This window comes from Photobacterium japonica, assembly GCF_050337005.1.
GTDB lineage: Bacteria > Pseudomonadota > Gammaproteobacteria > Enterobacterales > Vibrionaceae > Photobacterium > Photobacterium japonica.
Genome location: NZ_JAKJSN010000010.1, coordinates 24,412 through 43,321, shown reverse-complemented (window position 1 = coordinate 43,321; position 18,910 = coordinate 24,412). Strand labels below are relative to the sequence as shown.

General features: G+C 48.2%; 14 protein-coding genes. 5 read left to right on the top strand and 9 right to left on the bottom strand.

What is annotated here, in order from left to right; all coding sequences use genetic code 11:
* Positions 1-2 precede the first annotated feature (2 nt).
* The 6 genes from L4C36_RS03180 to L4C36_RS03155 are packed head-to-tail and all read right to left on the bottom strand — an operon-like array spanning position 3 to position 7,927.
* The gene (locus L4C36_RS03180; RefSeq protein WP_428476334.1) at positions 3-1,883 is read right to left on the bottom strand and encodes an XrtA/PEP-CTERM system amidotransferase; all 1,881 of its coding nucleotides are present in this window, start codon (positions 1,881-1,883) and stop codon (positions 3-5) included.
* 50 nt (positions 1,884-1,933) lie between these two features.
* Positions 1,934-3,367, bottom strand: a complete 1,434-nt coding sequence (gene xrtA / locus L4C36_RS03175; RefSeq protein ID WP_428476333.1) for an exosortase A — start codon at positions 3,365-3,367, stop codon at positions 1,934-1,936.
* On the bottom strand, positions 3,364-4,593 hold the full coding sequence (locus L4C36_RS03170) for a TIGR03087 family PEP-CTERM/XrtA system glycosyltransferase (RefSeq protein WP_428476332.1): 1,230 nt from the start codon (positions 4,591-4,593) through the stop codon (positions 3,364-3,366). Before L4C36_RS03170 ends, xrtA begins: the two co-directional genes overlap by 4 nt.
* Before the next feature lie 4 nt (positions 4,594-4,597).
* Entirely contained in the window at positions 4,598-5,638 is a 1,041-nt protein-coding gene (locus tag L4C36_RS03165; RefSeq protein ID WP_428476331.1) for a FemAB family XrtA/PEP-CTERM system-associated protein, read from the bottom strand.
* Positions 5,574-6,527, bottom strand: coding sequence for an XrtA system polysaccharide deacetylase (locus L4C36_RS03160; RefSeq protein WP_428476330.1), 954 nt, complete (start codon positions 6,525-6,527; stop codon positions 5,574-5,576). The genes L4C36_RS03165 and L4C36_RS03160 overlap by 65 nt, the downstream gene beginning before the upstream one ends.
* Before the next feature lie 2 nt (positions 6,528-6,529).
* Positions 6,530-7,927: a TIGR03013 family XrtA/PEP-CTERM system glycosyltransferase gene (locus L4C36_RS03155; RefSeq protein WP_428476329.1), complete on the bottom strand. Its 1,398-nt coding sequence runs from the start codon at positions 7,925-7,927 to the stop codon at positions 6,530-6,532.
* 197 nt (positions 7,928-8,124) lie between these two features.
* On the opposite strand from L4C36_RS03155, the gene L4C36_RS03150 reads away from it, so the two are divergent.
* The 5 genes from L4C36_RS03150 to L4C36_RS03130 are packed head-to-tail and all read left to right on the top strand — an operon-like array spanning position 8,125 to position 14,004.
* On the top strand, positions 8,125-8,778 hold the full coding sequence (locus L4C36_RS03150; RefSeq protein WP_428476328.1) for an XrtA/PEP-CTERM system exopolysaccharide export protein: 654 nt from the start codon (positions 8,125-8,127) through the stop codon (positions 8,776-8,778).
* A 13-nt stretch (positions 8,779-8,791) separates the two neighbouring features.
* Complete coding sequence (locus L4C36_RS03145) at positions 8,792-10,336, top strand: XrtA system polysaccharide chain length determinant (protein ID WP_428476327.1); 1,545 nt, start codon at positions 8,792-8,794, stop codon at positions 10,334-10,336.
* Positions 10,333-11,331, top strand: a complete 999-nt coding sequence (locus tag L4C36_RS03140) for an XrtA-associated tyrosine autokinase (protein ID WP_428476326.1) — start codon at positions 10,333-10,335, stop codon at positions 11,329-11,331. The genes L4C36_RS03145 and L4C36_RS03140 overlap by 4 nt, the downstream gene beginning before the upstream one ends.
* A complete protein-coding gene (locus L4C36_RS03135; protein ID WP_428476325.1) occupies positions 11,300-12,757 on the top strand; it encodes a TIGR03016 family PEP-CTERM system-associated outer membrane protein in 1,458 nt (485 codons plus the stop codon). The genes L4C36_RS03140 and L4C36_RS03135 overlap by 32 nt, the downstream gene beginning before the upstream one ends.
* A 2-nt stretch (positions 12,758-12,759) precedes the next feature.
* Positions 12,760-14,004, top strand: coding sequence for an XrtA/PEP-CTERM system-associated ATPase (locus tag L4C36_RS03130; RefSeq protein ID WP_428476324.1), 1,245 nt, complete (start codon positions 12,760-12,762; stop codon positions 14,002-14,004).
* Positions 14,005-14,146: 142 nt separating this feature from the next.
* Here the strand turns inward: L4C36_RS03130 and prsR are convergent, their stop codons facing one another.
* From prsR to L4C36_RS03115, 3 genes are all read right to left on the bottom strand, one after another.
* Positions 14,147-15,526 carry a PEP-CTERM-box response regulator transcription factor gene (prsR, locus tag L4C36_RS03125; RefSeq protein ID WP_428476323.1) on the bottom strand — a complete coding sequence of 460 codons (1,380 nt, stop codon included), beginning with the start codon at positions 15,524-15,526 and terminating at the stop codon, positions 14,147-14,149.
* 106 nt (positions 15,527-15,632) lie between these two features.
* Positions 15,633-17,720 carry an XrtA/PEP-CTERM system histidine kinase PrsK gene (prsK, locus tag L4C36_RS03120; protein WP_428476322.1) on the bottom strand — a complete coding sequence of 696 codons (2,088 nt, stop codon included), beginning with the start codon at positions 17,718-17,720 and terminating at the stop codon, positions 15,633-15,635.
* A 530-nt stretch (positions 17,721-18,250) separates the two neighbouring features.
* The gene (locus tag L4C36_RS03115; RefSeq protein WP_428476321.1) at positions 18,251-18,817 is read right to left on the bottom strand and encodes an LON peptidase substrate-binding domain-containing protein; all 567 of its coding nucleotides are present in this window, start codon (positions 18,815-18,817) and stop codon (positions 18,251-18,253) included.
* Positions 18,818-18,910 lie beyond the last annotated feature (93 nt).

The window sequence follows — 18,910 nt, the reverse complement described above, 5'->3', positions numbered from 1 at the left end:
ACTTATTGCCTCACCATAAATTGAGAAAACATCAGTAAGCACCAGAGAGAGACGCCGTGGTCACGGTAACCGTGCTGGTGGTCATGCACCATTTTTTTTAGCCAATCCACATTAAAGAATCCGCTGTCACACATGGCCTCAGACAGGACATTTTGGTGCAAACTGGGTTGTAGCGTTGTTCGGAACCAGTGAGCAATGGGCATGCCAAAGCCCATTTTTGGTCGATACAGAATGTCATTACTAACGCGGCCTTCAAGCGATTTTTTGAAGGCGTACTTACCCTCGTTGCCTTTGATGTTGTTGCGGCTATTGATACTGTAGGCCCACTCAATGAATTCATGGTCTAGCAAAGGGGCACGAACCTCGAGCCCATGCGCCATGCTGGCTCGGTCGACTTTCGTGAGAATGTCGCCAGGCAGCCAGGTTTTAAAATCCAGATATTGGATCTGCTTGAGTGGGTCATCGGTTGGTAAACGTTTGGCATGCTGGTGCAAAATATCGATGCCGTTATAGCCGTTTAATTGTCGGTTATACGCCGGACTGAAGAGTTTATGCCGTTCTGCGGCACGGATTTTTGAAACACTGCTGGCATAGCCTTCCACCATGTCCATCGCTAATGATTGAAACGTCGTTTTTGCGCGCAAAGGCTGTGGTGCCCAATCGGCTTTGGGGTAGAGGCAACCAAGGGTGCCGAATAAGGGTTTACGAATAGGCTGCGGGATTGCGTTACGCAATCGTTGTTCGGCAAGGTGCATGCGGTGACGACGATAGCCGCCGAAAATCTCATCCCCCCCATCGCCAGAAAGCGCGACCTTTACCTGCTGACGGGCGAGTTGACACACTTTGTAAGTTGGCAGGGCTGAACTGTCAGCGTAGGGTTCATCATAAATGTCAGCCAATTTATCAATCAGGCTGACATCATGCGGACTGGCAATTTCTTGCCAATGATGCGTGTGATGGCGTTCTGCGACTTGTTGCGCGTAGGTGCTTTCATCAAAGTCACGTTCATCAAACCCAATCGAGCAGGTGTTGACGGGGGTCGATTGCAGTTCTGCCATCAGTGCAACAATGGCACTCGAATCCACGCCGCCAGATAAAAAGGCCCCGAGCGGAACATCCGCCATTAAACGTATGTTGACCGCTTCTCTGAGTTTTTCGACCAATGATTGCTGGGTGTCTTCCCAACTGAGTATGTGAGAGGGCGTCGTTAAATCCCAATATTGTTTGGAGGCAACCGTACTGTTGGGGTGCAGGGTCAGAGTGTGCCCGGCCTCAAGTTTGAAAATATGCTGATAAGCACTGAATGGGTCGGGGATGTAGCCATACATGAAAAACTCTTCCGCCATTTCGGGGCGTAGCTGTTTATTCACTGCCGGATGACCGATAAGTACTTTTAGTTCAGAGGCAAATACAAACTGGCCCTGCTCGGTCACGGTATAAAACAAGGGCTTTTTGCCCAATCGGTCACGGCCGATAAACAGCGTGCGTGTATTGGTATCCCAGACGGCGAAAGCAAACATGCCCCTGAAACGGCGGACACAGTCTTCCCCCCACGCTTCCCACGCGTGCACAATCACTTCGGTATCACTCAAGGTGCGAAATTGGTGCCCTAATGCTTTCAGTTCATCGGCCAATTCGCGGAAGTTGTAAATCTCGCCATTGAACACCACGACCACGCTGTTATCTTCGTTGAACAACGGTTGGTGGCCACCGGATAAATCGATAATAGAGAGGCGCCGATGAGCAAGTGCCGCATGTGGATCTAGATAATAGCCTTCATCGTCGGGGCCGCGATGTTGTTGTAGCCGGTTAATGCGCTTCAGTAACTCACCATCGATGGGCTGAGAGCAATGTAGGTTGAAGATGCCTGAAATGCCACACATGGTATTCCTCCTTGACGCGATAGCCGATAGCATTGATCCGTATGTTGCGGTTACTCCGCCGTGCGTTGCGCGGCTTGTTGCCAGCGTTTGGCATAATGTTGCGCTTGTGCGCCTTTTCGGCTCGCAATCGCAAACACATCGGCATACCCATCACCACCGGTAATAAGATGCCCTGCCTTATACAGTTTTAGTGCTAAAGGATCGCTAGTACAAAAATCATTGATGCAATACCAGTAGATGACTTCCATCGTGCGACCATTTTGGTCGATTAACGAGAGAGTTGTTGCGTCCGTATCATTACCCAAAGGGAGAGGCTGGGTGGAGTGCAACGACCAGGATTCTTTGTCATACAGGCTGTTTTCACTGCTGATTAACTCGCCTTGGGTTTGATTGAGGGCATAGCGAGCGGTGTAAAAGTACGTGTCCCCGTTTTCATTGGTGGCGAGCTTGTCATGGCTGGAATAGGGGAATTGGATCCCCCAATAAGCACGAGGAAGGTGATCTTTTGTGACCATGGTTTCGGCTAATAACGCAGAGGTATCTTCCACATTGGCCGTGGGTTGTTGAATGCTTTGGCCCCACAGCGCAATACATACAAGCAACGCTGACAAGAGCCCGATAGATTTGCTGTTGTGCTGACTTTGTGCGTTGCTAGACACCGCGTGCTGGGATGTTGCTTCGGGGGGATCGGCGAAAAAACTCGCGGTCATAAAAATACAGATAATCACGATGCTAAAGAACAACCAGCCGTACACGAGGTGGTCCGCCCCCGTGGCATGTTTCATATCACTTAAATAACCAATGACAATAATGCCGTAGGCGCGAATACCGTTTGCAATGATGGGGAAAATAAAAGAAAAGCCCACGAACGCGACACGTTTCCAGAGCTTCGCAAATTGTAGGTACGCAAAGAGTGTGCCCAGCGCCAAACTGGAAATCAAAAAACGGATGCCGGAACAGGCTTCTGCCACCACAAACTGCCCGTTAGGGATGGTAATGTAGAGCCCGTCGCGATAAGCCGCAATGCCTGACAGTGACAGCATGACCATAGACAGATCGGCGGTAATATCCTGCAGCGCCGGTACTAGTTCTTCACCAAAGGGAATACAGAACACCAAGTAACAAATGGGAAACCAAATTTGCTTGGCGCGAGCGGTACCGAGTAGCGCCCAAATCAGCAACTGCAAACTGAATATAGCCGCAGCGTGTTCAAACAAGCTGACACCTGCCGTTTTGCCAACCAACCAGAGCAAGCCCGGTAGTGGGATCAATATGATGGGAACCAGAGCAATGTCTTGCGGTTGTTCTTGCAGGGCATGGCGTTTTTGCCAGACCAGCCAGAAAAAAATCGGCAAAATCAAAAAGCAGTGCTCATAGGTTTTGGATTGACTCCATACAGTGACCATATCGATCACGCTGCTGTAGAAAATCAACCCCCAACAGAACATGGGGATCAACACTAACGTGGCTCTGTTTCGTATCATACCGTCACCTCTCCAATGGGCGGGGGACTGAGGTAACCGAGCAGCGGTTTCAATTTGGCTTCCCAGCTATAGTGTTGCTCAATCCATTCGCGTGACGAATGTGCTTCAATCGCGGGTGCTTGTAATTTGTTAATCAACCAGCGAGCGATTTCTTCTGGCGCATCGGCAATGGCGAGGTGTTCCGTTGGATAGTCTTCCATTCCTTCAATGGTGAGCGGCGAGACAATGATGGGTTTGGCCATTGCCATGGCTTCCAGCAATTTGTTTTGCACCCCTCGGGCAATTTGCATGGGCGCGATAGCGGCTTTGGCGTGTTGTAAATACGGTCGAACGTCTTCCACTCGCCCAGTCACGATCACTCCTGTTTGCTCTGCTAACGCTTCAACGTTGGGCCCGGGGGAGCTGCCCACCAAATACAGTTTGGCTTCCGGCAGTGTTTGGATCACTAAAGGCCATACCTGCTGGGTAAACCACGTGACAGCATCGGCATTGGCCCAATAGTCCATTGCGCCTGTGAACACAATGTAGTTATCGCTTTCCAGCGGGTAAGATTCACCGAGTGTGGTGTTCGCAGAAGGAGAGAAATAGTCGCTGTCGAGGCCGTTTTCCAGCAGCATGATTTTGTCTTGTACCCGCGGTTCGAGCAGGGCTTTGAACGCATCCGTTTCTGTCTGCGTGACAAAGCAGCTGACATTGAGGGCATGAGCCACCGCGATTTCGTACTCTTCCAACGTTTTGTGCTCACGCTGGTAAATGGCCTTCATGATCCCGTGTGATTTCAAAGCATACTGCCGCCATTTATCGGAGTCGATATCGGCGAAATGCATCACCGTGTGTAACTGGGCTGAATGGGGAATAACGTATTGCGCCATACAGCCTGAATACACAAAGGCTTTGCGAATACTGTGTTGTGCTAACGTGCGATCGACCCATTGCTGCATGGCTTGCCGCGCGTAAAAAGGAAGCGTAATGGGCTCCCCTTTCAATAACGCCGTCAGCCCTTTAAGTTTGCTGTAAGCCCGTGACAACGGAATGCAATGGCTGCTGACACAAAATTGGGCTACATCGTCTTGATAGCGCGTATCAAAGGCATCATCGACAAAGCACCCTAAGTGAATGTCATAATGTTGCTGTAAGTATTTCAGTACATTGTACGTCGTGATTTTATCCCCTTTGTTGGGGGGAAAGGGAATACGATGACAAAGATAAAGTAGAGGCTCTTTCATAGGCTTATCCTAAGTACTTAGACAGAAAAGGACCCAGATGTCGGCTTACGCTGAGTGGAAGCTTTTGCCAGGCTTGGATGAAATATTTGTATTTAGGATTGTTGGGTGACAAGTTAGGCAGCGCCTTCGCTTTCACGAGAGCAATGCGGTAGTGCAGCGGGATTTCTTCCATTCCCCAATGCTTTTTGTACTTGTAGGCGCCTGAATCCACTTTGCTGCGGCCAAAATCGAACGACGTCATGCCTTTCTGTTGGGCGATGTGCATCAGTTGAAAATACATAAAATCATTACTTTTCAGATCGCGGGCTTCATGCTTCCCACCGCCGTAATAGGGCAACACTTGGTCTTTGTAGTAAAAACTCAATACGCCAGACACTGGTTGATTTGCTTTGTCATGGATGATCAGTGTTTCACAGCGCTCCCCGAACGTCTTTTTCAATGCTGAAAATAATTTATCGGAAAACACCGGCGTCCCGAGGTTGCGAACACTCTCGGCATACAAATCAAAACAGCCCTGTGGGTTGTCGCTGTTGTCCCATTGCAGGTCGTTTTTTTGTGAATGCCGGATCACCGCCCGCTGTTTGCGTTTAATGGTGGTGAGAATGGCATCCGACTCGGCAGGCAGCGGACACTGAAAAGCGGTGTGATGACTGTGCGTGACCCACGGGCCGGTATTCTCAACCGGATGTTTATCGCGTAACTCGACGTAATCGACATTCAGTTTACAACCCAATTCATAAGCGGCGTCTTCTAATTTTTCTCGGACGGATGTGCTATCTGACAGGGCGCCGCCATACACACAAAAAGGCGTAGAAATGAGTGCGTGGCCAAATAACCAACTTTTTTGTTCAAATAAGGGCAGTACCCCGACAAGCTCATCATTTTGCTCTGCCAGTAAATAGTGATGCTGGTGGCCGAAGACGGAGTGGATGACATCAAGCCAACCAGACAGGTGGAAAAAGCTGCCATCCGGATGGTGATCAACGTACGTGTCCCACGCAGGGTGTTGGTGTTTTGATAATTTCCGTATTGTCAGGTTGTCCATGATTGTCATGCCCATAGAGTTGATAAACGTGATTCATTGAATGCCAGTTGAAATCTTGCAATAACCGCGTTAAGCGTTGCTCCATTCGGTCTAAATTGAGGTAATGCCTAAATTGTGACTTTCTCGATATTCCAGAGACTCTGGGTTGGTCGGGGTCGATTTCCCATGGGTGAAAATAAAAGCTGTAGGGCTGCCCCGTACGCTCGAGATAGGTTTTTATTAAGTGTCGGCTTAGCAGGTAAGGGTAGAATCGGAAATAGCCCCCGCCACCAATCGGGATATTTCGCCCCCAGTGCGTTAGCGTGGGGATCGGCACTTCAATCACTCCTTCTGGGCGGCGGTATTTAAAACGCGGCCAATCAGGCACACCGTAGAGATCATGCTTCACGGGGTAGGTGCTGCTTGAGTAAACAAAGCCGAGTTCAGCTAATGTTTCAAACGCCCACGTGTTGGACTCATCGATGGAAAAACTGGGGGCACGGTAACCGTAGACACGCTGCCCCGTCAGTGATTCCAATAAGGCTTTTGATTTAGCGACATCATCACGAAATACCGTTTGAGTTTGTTGGTTGGCCCGCTGGTGGGCGAACCCGTGACAGGCGACTTCATGACCGGCCTTGGCAATGTCTTTGATCAGTTGTGGACATGCTTCTGCTACCCAACCTAAGACGAAGAAGGTCGCCTTGGTGTCGTGCTGCGCCAGAATTTGCAAGATACGGTAGGTGCTGGCTTCTACCCGCAGAGGGTAGGTCGTTCCCCAATCTTGCGGTTTAACCACCGATGACAGTGCCGAGACATGAAAATAGTCCTCGACATCAATGGTCATGGCATTGGTCATCGCGTGCACCTTAGCAGGTAATGAGCGTGTCGGTGTTACCGGATTTTCCATAATCAGCGTCCTTTACCGAAGAGAACAATTTCCGATGTTCTGATGAGGATCAGTAAATCCAATCGTAGACTGCGATGCTTGATGTAGTAGAGATCAAATTTCAGTTTTTCAATGGCGTCATCCAGCCCATCCCCGTAAGGGTATTTAAGTTGCGCCCAGCCCGTTAAGCCCGGTTTCACATCATGGCGGTGGGTATAAAAGGGAATGTCATCGGCAAATTGGTCGGAAAATAAAGGGCGTTCTGGCCGAGGCCCCACAAAGCACATGTCGCCGCGCAATACGTTGACCAATTGGGGGAGCTCATCAATACGGTATTTACGCAGGATGTGGCCTATTTTGGTGATACGGTTATCCGCTTTTGCTGCCATTTGTGCACCGTGCTTTTCTGCATCAATCCGCATGCTCCTGAATTTATAAATGGAAAAGACTTTGCCTTGTAATCCCACCCTTTTTTGTGAGTATAAAACTGGGGCAAATAGACCATCTTCAAATTTTATACAAATAAAAGAAGCAATAATTAGCGGCCAACTGACAGACAGAATAATCATGGCAATCACGCTGTTAAATAGCCAACTAAACAATGCCGAAAGTGTGTTATCGGAGGCATTGTTATTGTAGATAACAAACGATGGATTAATATGGTTAACTGCAATTTGGCCTGTCTCCCGTTCAATGAAATCAATCACATCCGTGATAAGGACACGTTGTATTTTGCATTTGAATAGGCTTTCAATGGGCAGGTTGCCACGGCGCTCGTCGACGGCAATGACAATCTCATCGATGTTTTCGTCACGAACGTATTCTTCCAGTGGCTGTTTCAGTGTGAGAAGGGGAATATTGTCAGGTGCTTCACAATGATCCCCTGGCACATCGATATAGCCGACAATGTCACAATGCACCCGGTCTGCTTTGCGGCGCATGCTGGTGTTGATGAGTTGCGCCCTTTTACCGTGTCCGAGAAGGACTACGCGGCGACGGCCGATGTGCTCATAATTATTCGTAATGGCGACATAGCGCGCGACGACCAATACCAGCAAGGCGATGGCGTACAGTATTTCTTTACTGAAGCCGGCTAAGGTAAGGTGCGGAATGAAAATAGCCAGCGTGAATGTCAGCAAATAGGCCAATATGATCGCTACGGTGATGCGTAGGGTGATCCCGCGAAAATTCTCACGCAATTTTTCATTGTAGAGCCCGACCGCCAATAAGGTTAGTTGTATGGGAAACGTAAAGAAAAAGAGATGGACAACGGTTCTCAGATCAAATGCGGGAGGAGGCGAAGGGTAAATGCCTGATAAATAGTGAGRAGCAAAAAAATAGATCGCTGTTAAAATCACAATATCGGTGACAATGAGTGTTGCGTTACTCAGGTTTAAATCGTGAAAACGCGAGTTTGCCATAAACGAGCCCTATTTATATTGATGCTGATTTTATTTCATTAGGTACATCCTGAATTATTGATGAGCAGAAAAAATCTGCAAAATAAAAAAATCATATATAGTTAAATTAGTACCACAAATTAGTCATATAACAGTAAATGCTTCAAATGGTTATTAGTGAGCACTCGGTAACTCAAGGGTAATGGCGAAGGGTGGATATGGATATGAATGAACAGGCTGTTAAAGTGAAGTATGTAACATGTGCATGCGTGGCATTGGTGATGGCCATGTCAGGGTGTAGCTCGAACGACTTGCCTCTTTTACCTTCGGCAACGCCACAGTCATCACTGACCAAAAATATAAATGATTACAAATATTTGATTGGCCCTGGTGATAGTTTGTCTATTTTTGTTTGGGGTAACCCTGAAATATCAGGCAGCTATATGGTCCGTCCCGATGGCATGATTTCAACTTCCTTGGTCGATGACCTTCCTGCCTCCGGCCGCACCCCGACAGATTTGGCGCGTAGCCTTGAAGCACAATTAGCCGAATACGTGCGAGACCCGATTGTGAGTGTGATGATTTCAGGCTTTGTCGGGCCTTACAGTGAGCAGGTACGAGTGATAGGCGAAGCCTCTTCACCGCAAGCCATTAACTACCGTGAAAATATGACGTTACTGGATGTGATGGTCGAGGTAGGCGGGCTAACAGAATATGCCGATGGCAATGATGCCCGCTTGATCCGCGTGATCAACGGTCAGCAAAAGCAGTTCAATCTCAAGATGGCCGATTTAGTGCGAGACGGGGATATTTACGCCAATATCGATATCTTGCCCGGCGACATCATTATTATTCCGGAAGCTTGGTTTTAGAGGAGACTAAGGCATGAAGGAACAGTTAGAACTGCTGCTGCATTATCTCTATGGCATTTGGCACCGCCGTCGCTGGATTATCATTACGGCTTGGCTTCTTTGTCCGCTAGGTTGGATTGCGGTGACATTGATGTCTAACCAATATACCTCTAATGCACGGGTATATGCAGATACCCGTACCATTTTGCAACCCTTACTGCAGGGGATCGCTATCGATAACGATCCCTCTCAAGAGCTGCGCTTGATGGTAAAAACGCTGCTCAGTCGTAAAAACTTGGAGACGATTGCCCGCTATACCGATGCCGACGTGAAAGCGGAAACGCAAGACGATTACGAAAATGCGCTTGAGAATCTGAAATCTAAGATAAAAATCAGCTCAGCAGGGAAAGAAAACCTGTTCAAAATCAGCTACTCAGGTAAAGACCCTAAATTTGTGAAAGATGTGGTGCAGGCGTCGCTGGATGTGTTTGTTGAAAATGCGGTGGGGCAGAAAAAGGACGATACAGAACAAGCCAATGTCTTTATTGAAACGCAGCTCACGGTGTATGAAGAGCGTTTGATTGATGCGGAGGCGAAACTCGCCAATTTCAAACGTACCAATGCGGGTTATATGCCTGGCTCTGAAAGTGGTTATTTCAGCATGGCGGAGGAGTTAAAACGCACACTGGAATCGACCCGCTTAGAGCTGCAAGAGGCGAGGTCACGCTTAGCGTCTGCACGTGATCAGCTTAATCGCGAAATGATGGAGATAAGGCGTCAAGGGAGAAACAATCGGACCGAATACGATGATCGGTTAGATGTACTGAAGGCCCGTCTTGATGCGTTACTGTTCCGCTTTACTGAAAAGCACCCCGACGTGCGTGAAACACGTCGCCAAATTGAAGAATTACAGAAACTTAAAAGCACGGTGATTGCGCAAGGCACCAATATCGATAATGACACTGTGGTGCTGCAAGAAATGAAACTGATTGTCAGTGAGCTAGAAAACCAAGTCGCTTCATTGGCGGTGCGCGAAGAAGGTTTAGTGACGAAAATTACCTTCATAGAGAAAAAGCTGAGCGATCTACCGGAAGTGGAAGCGCAATTGACGCATATGATGCGAAATTATGACGTGACGAAAAGCCAGTATGACATGCTGCTGTCGCGCCGTGAATCCGCGATGATTTCGCAAAATATTGGGAATTCCGCTGACCAGATCTCGTTTCGTATCATTGATCCGCCACTGTTACCGAGAGAGCCATCCGGACCGATGCGACCTTTGTTTTTAACGATTGTCCTGATTTTGTCGCTGGGTGCCGGTGTGTGTTTAGCCTTTTTAGCCAGCCAGATCTGGCCTGTGGTTATTTCGCCGACACAACTGTTCAAACACACACAAGTGCCCGTTTTTGGCGTGGTATCGGCTACAGAAATGTCAGGATTAAAACAAGCGAAGCGCAGACAGGTTATTCGCTATGTCGCTTTGTGTGGCATGTTAGGACTCGTATTTGTGGCCTTTATTGTCATTAATACCACCCCCTCCATTCATGAGCAGATATTGCAAGCGAAGGAGTCATTATGAATACCATTCAAAAAGCTCTCCAAAAAGGGCGCGACAAAGGCTCAAAGAAAAAAAGCTTGATTGGTCGGGTGATGGCGTCGGAAGAGGCTAAGCGACAAACTGTGGCAGAGGCTGCGGATACTACTAATGCCGATACACACCAGAATGGGGCGGCAGGCGATGCCGGTCATTCTTCGTCACTGACGACGGCAGTGAAGCAAGCGAAAAAACGCAAACCGCGCATGGTATCGGAGGTTGATAGCCATGATGTGGTGTTTACGATTGATACTGACGCACTCAAACGAAAAGGCATGGTGTCGCACGACAATGATAAAGCCAATCCTGAAATGACGAATGAATATCGCTCGATAAAACATAAGATTTTATATAACGCGTTTGGTCCTGCGGCGGAAACGATCACAAACAGCAATATGGTCATGGTATCGAGTACCGCACCGAATGAAGGAAAGACGTTTACGTCGGTGAATTTAGCGTTAAGTGTCGCGTCTGAAAAAGACAAAACGGTTTTACTGGTGGATGCCGATGTGTTGAAACCGAGTGTGTCTGCTATGTTGGGGATAAAATCCTGTAAAGGATTGATCGACTACCTGCTGGGAGAGGTCGAGGATATTGCCGATGTTATCTACGACACGAATATTCCTCATCTGCGTATTTTGCCGGCGGGTGCTGCACACCATTTAAGTAATGAGTTGTTATCCAGTGACAAAATGGCGGCGTTGGCGCAGGAGCTGGCTACCCGTTATAGCGATCGTATCATGATTTTCGATTGCCCACCGTTATTAGGTGTGATCGAAACGATCACGGTGTCTAAGTTTATGGGGCAAGCCATGATTGTGGTGGAACAGTCAAAAACTAGCTTGTCGAATATTGATGAAGCGATTTCGATGCTCAATCGGGATATCGCGATGGGATTTATCATCAATAAAGCGACCCACGGCAATTATAGCCAATACGGATATGGATATGGCTATGGGAAAACAACCGATATCGACTAATGTCGCGCTGGCGGCGTTGTGCTTGCTTGCCCCGTTGGCGTTGGCCGTTGAGGTGTCGGTGTCGTCCAGTGTCGGTGCCGGCCTGGTCTTTACCGATAATGTTGATCAAACCGCCTCTGATCGACAGGGCAGTTTAATTACGACCGCGAATGCCGATTTTGGGCTCGATGTGTCAGGCGTTGATGGCAATGTGTTACTGCTGAATTATGGGCTGAGTCAGCTTTTTTATAGCCATGATGGTAATGATAACGCACTGTATCAAACCTTGCAGTTTGAAGCGGATAAAGGGATCGGCAACGGTTTTCGTGTTGATGCGATCGCATCGATAGAGAACATAGCCGCCGCGATTGACGAAAATGCCAACGCGGACATTTTCTCCGGCGACACGGTGGAGAGCCGGCAAGCTGAAATTGGATTGAGCTATCAGAGTAACCCGCTGAGCGACAGTAATCTTAGTGCCCGTATATTTGGGATTGTCATCAATAATGAAGATGACATCGGTAACTACGATGGCATCGGTGCGAGCCTCAGTTTTTCCAATGGCCCGAATGTGCGTGACATGTTTTGGCTGATAGAAGGCACCTATGATTACAAACAGAGTCAGGGCGACGATCCCAATACGTCGTTTGTTATTCTGCGAGAAGAAATCGGTTTTCAGACGATGTATCGCTGGGTGCCTTTTGTGCGTTTGAACTATGAAAACTACTCAGGTCTTACCGATGCAGACAGTGATGACATGCTCAGTTGGGGTCCAGCGGTACGGTATTTTTGGACGAAAACCACGTACTTTGAATTGAGCTATAACTTTACGGAAACCGAGAACCAGTCGGACTTTTGGGCCGGGGCGATTTACTTGCGTCCTTCACCGCGCACTTTGCTCAGGGCGTCTTACGATAAACGGACTTTTGGCGATGCATATTTCTTCTTGCTGTCACACCGTTCTCGTCGACTGACCAACGAAATTACGTATGAAGAAGAGGTGACGAATTTTGATCGTGATACGTTCGTTAGCGGTGCCAATATTGCAGAAGCCACGTTAGAGCGACGGCTTACTTGGCTATCAACCCTTGAAGCGCGGCGTTCAACCTTTATTTTCTCTCTTTATCGGTTTGAGGTGGATGCGCTCAACGCTACTAACAATGATGGAGACGAGTCTGGCTATGGCGCAAGCATCGCGGCCGATCATCGCTTGTCGCGGCGGTTTAGTGTGTCAGCCCTTATCGATTACAGCGACTACCATTTTAAAAACTTAGATACACCCGATCAAGATGATCATTATTGGACCTTCTCTATTGATGGCAGCTATACCATCAACCCTGAGGTGGTGCTGACCGCCGGTGTTGAACATAACACGCGGTCATCATCGTTACCGGATGATGGGTATGATGAGAACCGAATCTATCTCGAATTAAGTGTGGATTTATAATCATGTATGAAGCGTATTTTGGACTATCCGATAAACCTTTTAGGCTGAGCCCGGATCCCCGTTTTTTCTTTGCCAGCCCCCATCATGAGAAAGCGGCGTCATATTTACAATATGGCTTGTCGTCTGGGGAAGGGTTCATTGTGGTAACAGGGCCTATTGGGTCAGGAAAAACCATGATTGCCCGCCATTTGTTAGCCAATCTTGATGATTCGGTGGTTGCCGTTCAAATAGCCACAACGTGTTTGAGCCCCGATGAACTGGTGAGATTGGTTGCGGCAAAATTTGATATTCCTGTCGAAGGGCTGACAAAAGCGGACATTTTGAAGCGTTTAGAGCAGTGTTTTTTGTCGTTACATGCCAAAGGGTTACAAGTCTTATTACTGGTGGATGAAGCCCAGAACCTGCCGGCGGAAACCGTGGAAGAGCTAAGAATGCTGTCAAACTTCCAACAAGATGACAAACCGTTGCTACAAAGTTTCTTGTTAGGACAGGAAGAGTTGAAAGCCATTTTAGCCCGCCCCGATATGGAACAATTCCGTCAGCGGGTGATCGCCTCTTGCCATTTGCAGTCGTTTGACTGTGAGCAAACGAAAGAGTATGTGCTGCACCGTCTGCTGCAAGTGGGATGGACGGGCAATCCGGCGTTAGAGGACAGTATTTTTCCGGTTATTTGTGAGCATACCGCCGGGATCCCCCGCAAGATCAATATCTTGATGGATCGTGTATTACTGTTCGCTTTTTTGGAAGAAATGCCCGTGGTGACAGAGACGGCTATCACACAGGTACTGGCAGAAATGGGGGAAGAGTTCTCTGGTGCATTGTCGACGGCTAGCGCATTAGGCGCTGCAGAGGGAGACGAGCAGCATGATGGCGGATCTCGCTTCCAAACGTCGCGAACCTGGTCGGAACATGAAACCGAAAAGCTTTTTAAGACGCTCGATGATGTGACCGACGTGCTGGATAAAGTGATTGAACGCAAGGTGGCGACCATTCGCTACTTGGATGCGCAGCTCATTAAAAAGCGTCGCCAGTACAATGCGCCAGCACCGTCTGAATCGGTACCTGCCAGCAGTGCCCGTTATACCACAGACGAACGTATTCTAGGGGATGATGGCACAGGTGACAGCACAGCGTATAGCGCATTGGATCAATGTGATACGGCGATGGATTCGGATAACCCGAAGACTGGCAATCATGGCACCTTAAAAAATAAACATTGGTTTAAGCGATTGATGAAAGACAGTTGAAGAATAACAACGGATGACCACAACAATAATGCGATAAGCCATAAAGAAGAACAGCACCCTTAGGTGCTGTTCTTCTTTCGCCTTATTCTATTCTTCGGTGCTAGGTGCTATCAATAATCCCGTCCTCAATAACGGCATGTTTTTATTCCGCGTTGCTTTCATTTTGGGCTTTGTATTCGTTCATCATTGAATATTTTTCAAGTAAGGCATACAAGGTAGGGCGGGTGATACCCAACAAATTGGATGCTTGAGAAATGGTGTTGTTGCATATGGCCAATGCTTGTTTAATGGCTTGTTTTTCTGCGGCTTCCCGGACTTGACGCAGGTTGAGTGCCAGCGTTTCTTTACTGGCTGAGTCAACAGGCATAAGGGCGAGATCAAGCTCACTGATCATTTTGCCATCCGCCATGATCGCGGCGGATTTGATCTTGTTTTGCAGTTCTCGAATGTTACCGGGCCACTGATGATGGCACAGCGCCTGCAAGGCATCTTCCGTGAATCCGTTGATGTTACGTTGCGTTTGTTGGTTCGCGATGTGCAAAAAGTATTTGGCCAATAAAATGATATCACTGCCACGTTCACGCAATGGCGGGTTCTCAATTGTGATCTCGCTGACGCGGAAAAATAAATCTTCACGGAAACTTTTGTCTGCCATCATTTGCTGCAAATTTTGGTGGGTAGCACAGACGATTTTTACATCCACAGGTATTTCGGTTCGTCCCCCGACACGCTCAATCACCTTCTCTTGCAAAAAACGCAATATCTTGGCTTGCAGGGTGTAAGGCATGTCGCCAATTTCATCCAAGAAGAGAGTACCGCCATTGGCGAATTCTATTTTTCCAATCGTGGTTTTATGTGCGCCAGTAAATGCGCCTTTTTCAAAGCCGAACAGCTCACTTTCCAGCAGGTGCTCGGGAATCGACGCACAGTTGATCGCGATAAAGGGGGCGTCACGACGTGGGCTCTGGTTATGGATCGCCCGTGCCAGCACTTCTTTACCCGTGCCGCTTTCCCCTAAGATCAGGGTTGAGATTTCTGTCGCCGCAATGCGTTCTACCATGCGACAGACATGCTGGATTTTAGGGCAATTGCCGATGAAACCGTGGTTATCCATTGACGATTGACGCAACTGGATATTTTCTTTTTCAAGCTTGGTCAGAATAAAGGCCCGTTCGACAATGACATTTAAAATGTCGCTGTCGATGGGCTTTTGGTAGAAGTCATGCGCGCCCAAGGCAATCGCTTTCAGGGCGTTTTCTTTGTCGTCATTACCGGTAATGACAATGACTTTGGTACTGGGCGATAACGCCATGATCTCTTGTAATGTCTGCAAGCCTTCAGAGGCGTTGGTTGGGTCGGGTGGAAGACCAAGATCAAGGGTGACAACATGAGGTTCATGCCTGCGCAGTGCGCTGATGGCATCTTGCCGATTGGCCGCAAAAATGACGTGGTAATCTGCAAGGCTCCATTTAAGTTGTTTTTGAATGCCAAGGTCGTCTTCAATAACGAGAAGTGTGTCCATGCATTGTCTCTTTTTTGTGGTTGTTATTTGAGTATAGTGGTGCTTTTTTGAGTGTGGCTGTGCTTGTTTGTGTATGGTGATGCTTATTTCGATACCACGGTATCTGTTAGGTAGTATCGGCGGTGTTTTTACTGAGTGGGATAGCCAAGTGAAATTGTGTGCCTTGGTGTGCGGCCGATTGGACCTCAATATGCCCGCCCAGTTGCTCAATCATATTTTTGGCGTCATAGGCACCAATTCCCATACCCGCATTGCCCTTGGTGGTATCAAACGGTTTAAATAACCGTTCTCTAATGAAAGCTTCGCTCATGCCGTGGCCGCTATCGCTGATGGTCAGGTGTGCGTGTTGGCCATCGATTGTCAGATGCAACTCAACCTGTCCGTCATCGGGCGTGGCGTCTTGCGCATTTTGCACCAAGTGGCAGAGGATATTTTCAAAGCGTTCTTTACTGGCATGCAAGTCTATACGTGGTGCCGTGCTATCACTGAGGGACGCTCTGGCGGTGGGGCTTGGCGGGAAAAATTGTGGAATAGGTCGTTGAATACTGCGGGTTTGACAGACGTGCTCCAGCATGGCGATCAAATCAAAAGATTGCGGACTTTCAATATCAATTTGCTTTTTACGTAGCTGAGAACTCATTTTATTGAGTCGCTCAATAGCGTGATCGACCGTTTCAAACGCATCATCAATAAACGCGGGATTGTGTTTGTGTTGCTCTGCATTTCGACTGAGTAATTGCAGCTGTGCGGTAACGTTTTTGATGTCGTGCACCAGAAAAGAAGACATACGGTTGAAGGTATCGAACTGTTGGCTTTCTGCCAGTTGCTGATTAGCTTCGTACATCGCCAGATAGACCCCGAGCTGTTGACTAATGGCCCGCATTAAATCCCGGTCTTCCCAGTTCACACTGTCGCTTGAGGTGGGTTGTGATAATAACAATACGCCTTGATAGTGGCCGGATGAATCAAACGGAATGAGTAAGGAAAAATGATTAGGGTAAATCAACGCCGCATGGGGAATAGGAAAGGGCGGCGTTTCAATACCGTGGCTTAAGGCATTAAGCTCCGTGATCCATTGATGCTGAATGGCGAGTTCGCCAATGGCATCCAGCGTCGGGACAATATCCGGGTGCTTAAGTGTGCAATGTAGGCTGGTGATCGGGCGTAAATGGCCTTTTTTCTTGAGGGCCAATACGCCGTATTCACAGCCAAAAGGCCGCATGGCGGCGGCGAGCGCATTGTCATACGGCGAGCGATTCGGTTCTTCCAACGTGGCGCAAAATTGCATCCATTCCTGACGGTATTCGTATTTGTTGGCAAAAAAGTGTTTAGCAATGAATACCTTGAGTTGTTTGCGTAAGGATTCGGATAAAAACAGGCTCGCTAACACCACGCCGCTTAACGCAAAAAAGAGGGTTTGTGCGGTATCGGCCCAGTGGAAACCGGCGATTTTGATCAGGTAACTGACCGCGGCCATGGTCAGCAAATACATGCCTGCTACCATGATCAGGGTACTGTGATAAACAATGTCGCGTGAAATATAGACGCGACTTTCCCATTGGTTTAACCGTTTAATGGCCAGTAACAGCAAAGGGATCGCCATGGCAATGACCCAGCCGCGTCCTTGCCAGAAGGTAGCCGTGAGTGAGTTCGTGAGGACGGCATCGGCATACAGGGCAAAGTTATAACCAAAGATCAGCCCGAGCCCAAGGCTCAGTGGTTTAACGGCATCACGCGCGGCATGCTGACTGCTGCGATAGAGGTTTTCAATGAACCATAAACCGATAATGGCTTGACCGAGATGGAGGAAGAAATACACCTTTTGATGAAATAGCGGCAGAAACAAACGGAGTGTTTCTAGGCTGGCCGTCAGGGTAATAAAAGCACAAAACCACAGGTCACTGCGCTTTTTCAGTAACTGAGAGAGTCGATGACTGTCGGTGAGCGAAGAGGTGATCAATAAGATCAAACACAAATTGAACAGGCTCTCTGTCAGCAGTGACGGTACCCGAGATTGCGCATAGAGCAGTTGCCATGCTGTGACCCCGCACCATGTCGCGCCCAGTACACATAAGCTTTGTAAAAGCCGTTTTTGCAGGTGCTTTTTACGTTTGGTGGCCAAGATCAGCAAAAAGATCAGGGCAAAGCCGAGTGCGGCAACGATGTATCCCACTGGTCCCAGCAGCCGTTCCATTCTGCATTCCTTCTTTCTCCCTTCTTGATCATAAGCCTAGACGATTTTATCGCAGATATTTGTTCAACCTGACGGTTATGTGAGCGTGTGCGACTGATGTAAAACTTGATGCGTTATTTGATGGGTTTGGCGAAGTGGCGGGGGCATATCCGACGTGTGTGTGAGGCATTGCGAGTGGCCGCCCAGAGAATGAAGCAGAGCGTCACGATAGGAGGCGGGCAGGTGATCCGGCTGGAAACCCACGGCGGCATAAATGACAAAGGGGAGGCCGTTTAACGTTAAAATTAAGAGCAGTTTTTTCATTCTCGCGTCCTCAACGCATGATAAGTCGCACTCCGTTGGGTATGAGCTGTCCTAGTTGTATTAACTCTAGTGATGATCAACACGAGACAGTGACGTATTGATAAGAATAAATCGCTGCCGGTGGCTATTTGCAAGGTATGCCGAGCATGTGATGGTGGTGCTGCGGTATAAAAGAAAATCATGCCTTTGTTAAACATAACATCCACAGACATGATCATGGCAGCAAACTAATGGTCTTTATTTAATTGTTCATCAATCACATTGTGTAGGAAAGACAGCGCAGCACGATGATCATTTCTGCTCATGAACCATTGCTTTTGATTGGTTTCAAGCGGAAGCAATTCTAACCAGCGCTGGCAAACCCACGTCATGTCATTGTAATCGGGCAGGGGGTATTGCGAGGCGTGTTCGGGGTATTCCTCAAACAGGGCTTTGAGACACATGGAGATGTCACGATCAACAAATTTAATGTCGGTGGGCGTCCAATTCGACATGGTGGTGACATCACCAAACCGAAGCCCGTCGTCTTCCTTCCAGTGTTTGTTGATTAAGAATTTCTCCACGCCTTTAATCGTGACCCCCAGCAAACCATCGGGTAACTGTTCAAAGTCGGTGATGATGGCGCGGGTACCAAAATGGCACAGTGTGTCCCCATCTTTCATGCACAAGCCAAAGCCTTCACTGGCGGCCATGGCCAACTTAACCAGTCGGGTGTAGCGCGGTTCAAAGATGCGCAGTTTGCTGATCCCGCCGGGAAGCACGTAGATCTGGAGTGGGAATAATGGTAGTTGCATAGTACTAGCCTTACTGACGTTATTGATTATGAGTGGGTTCCGGTTTTATACCGTTATACGGTGGGAACGGAACGGAAGTTGCTATAACGTTCA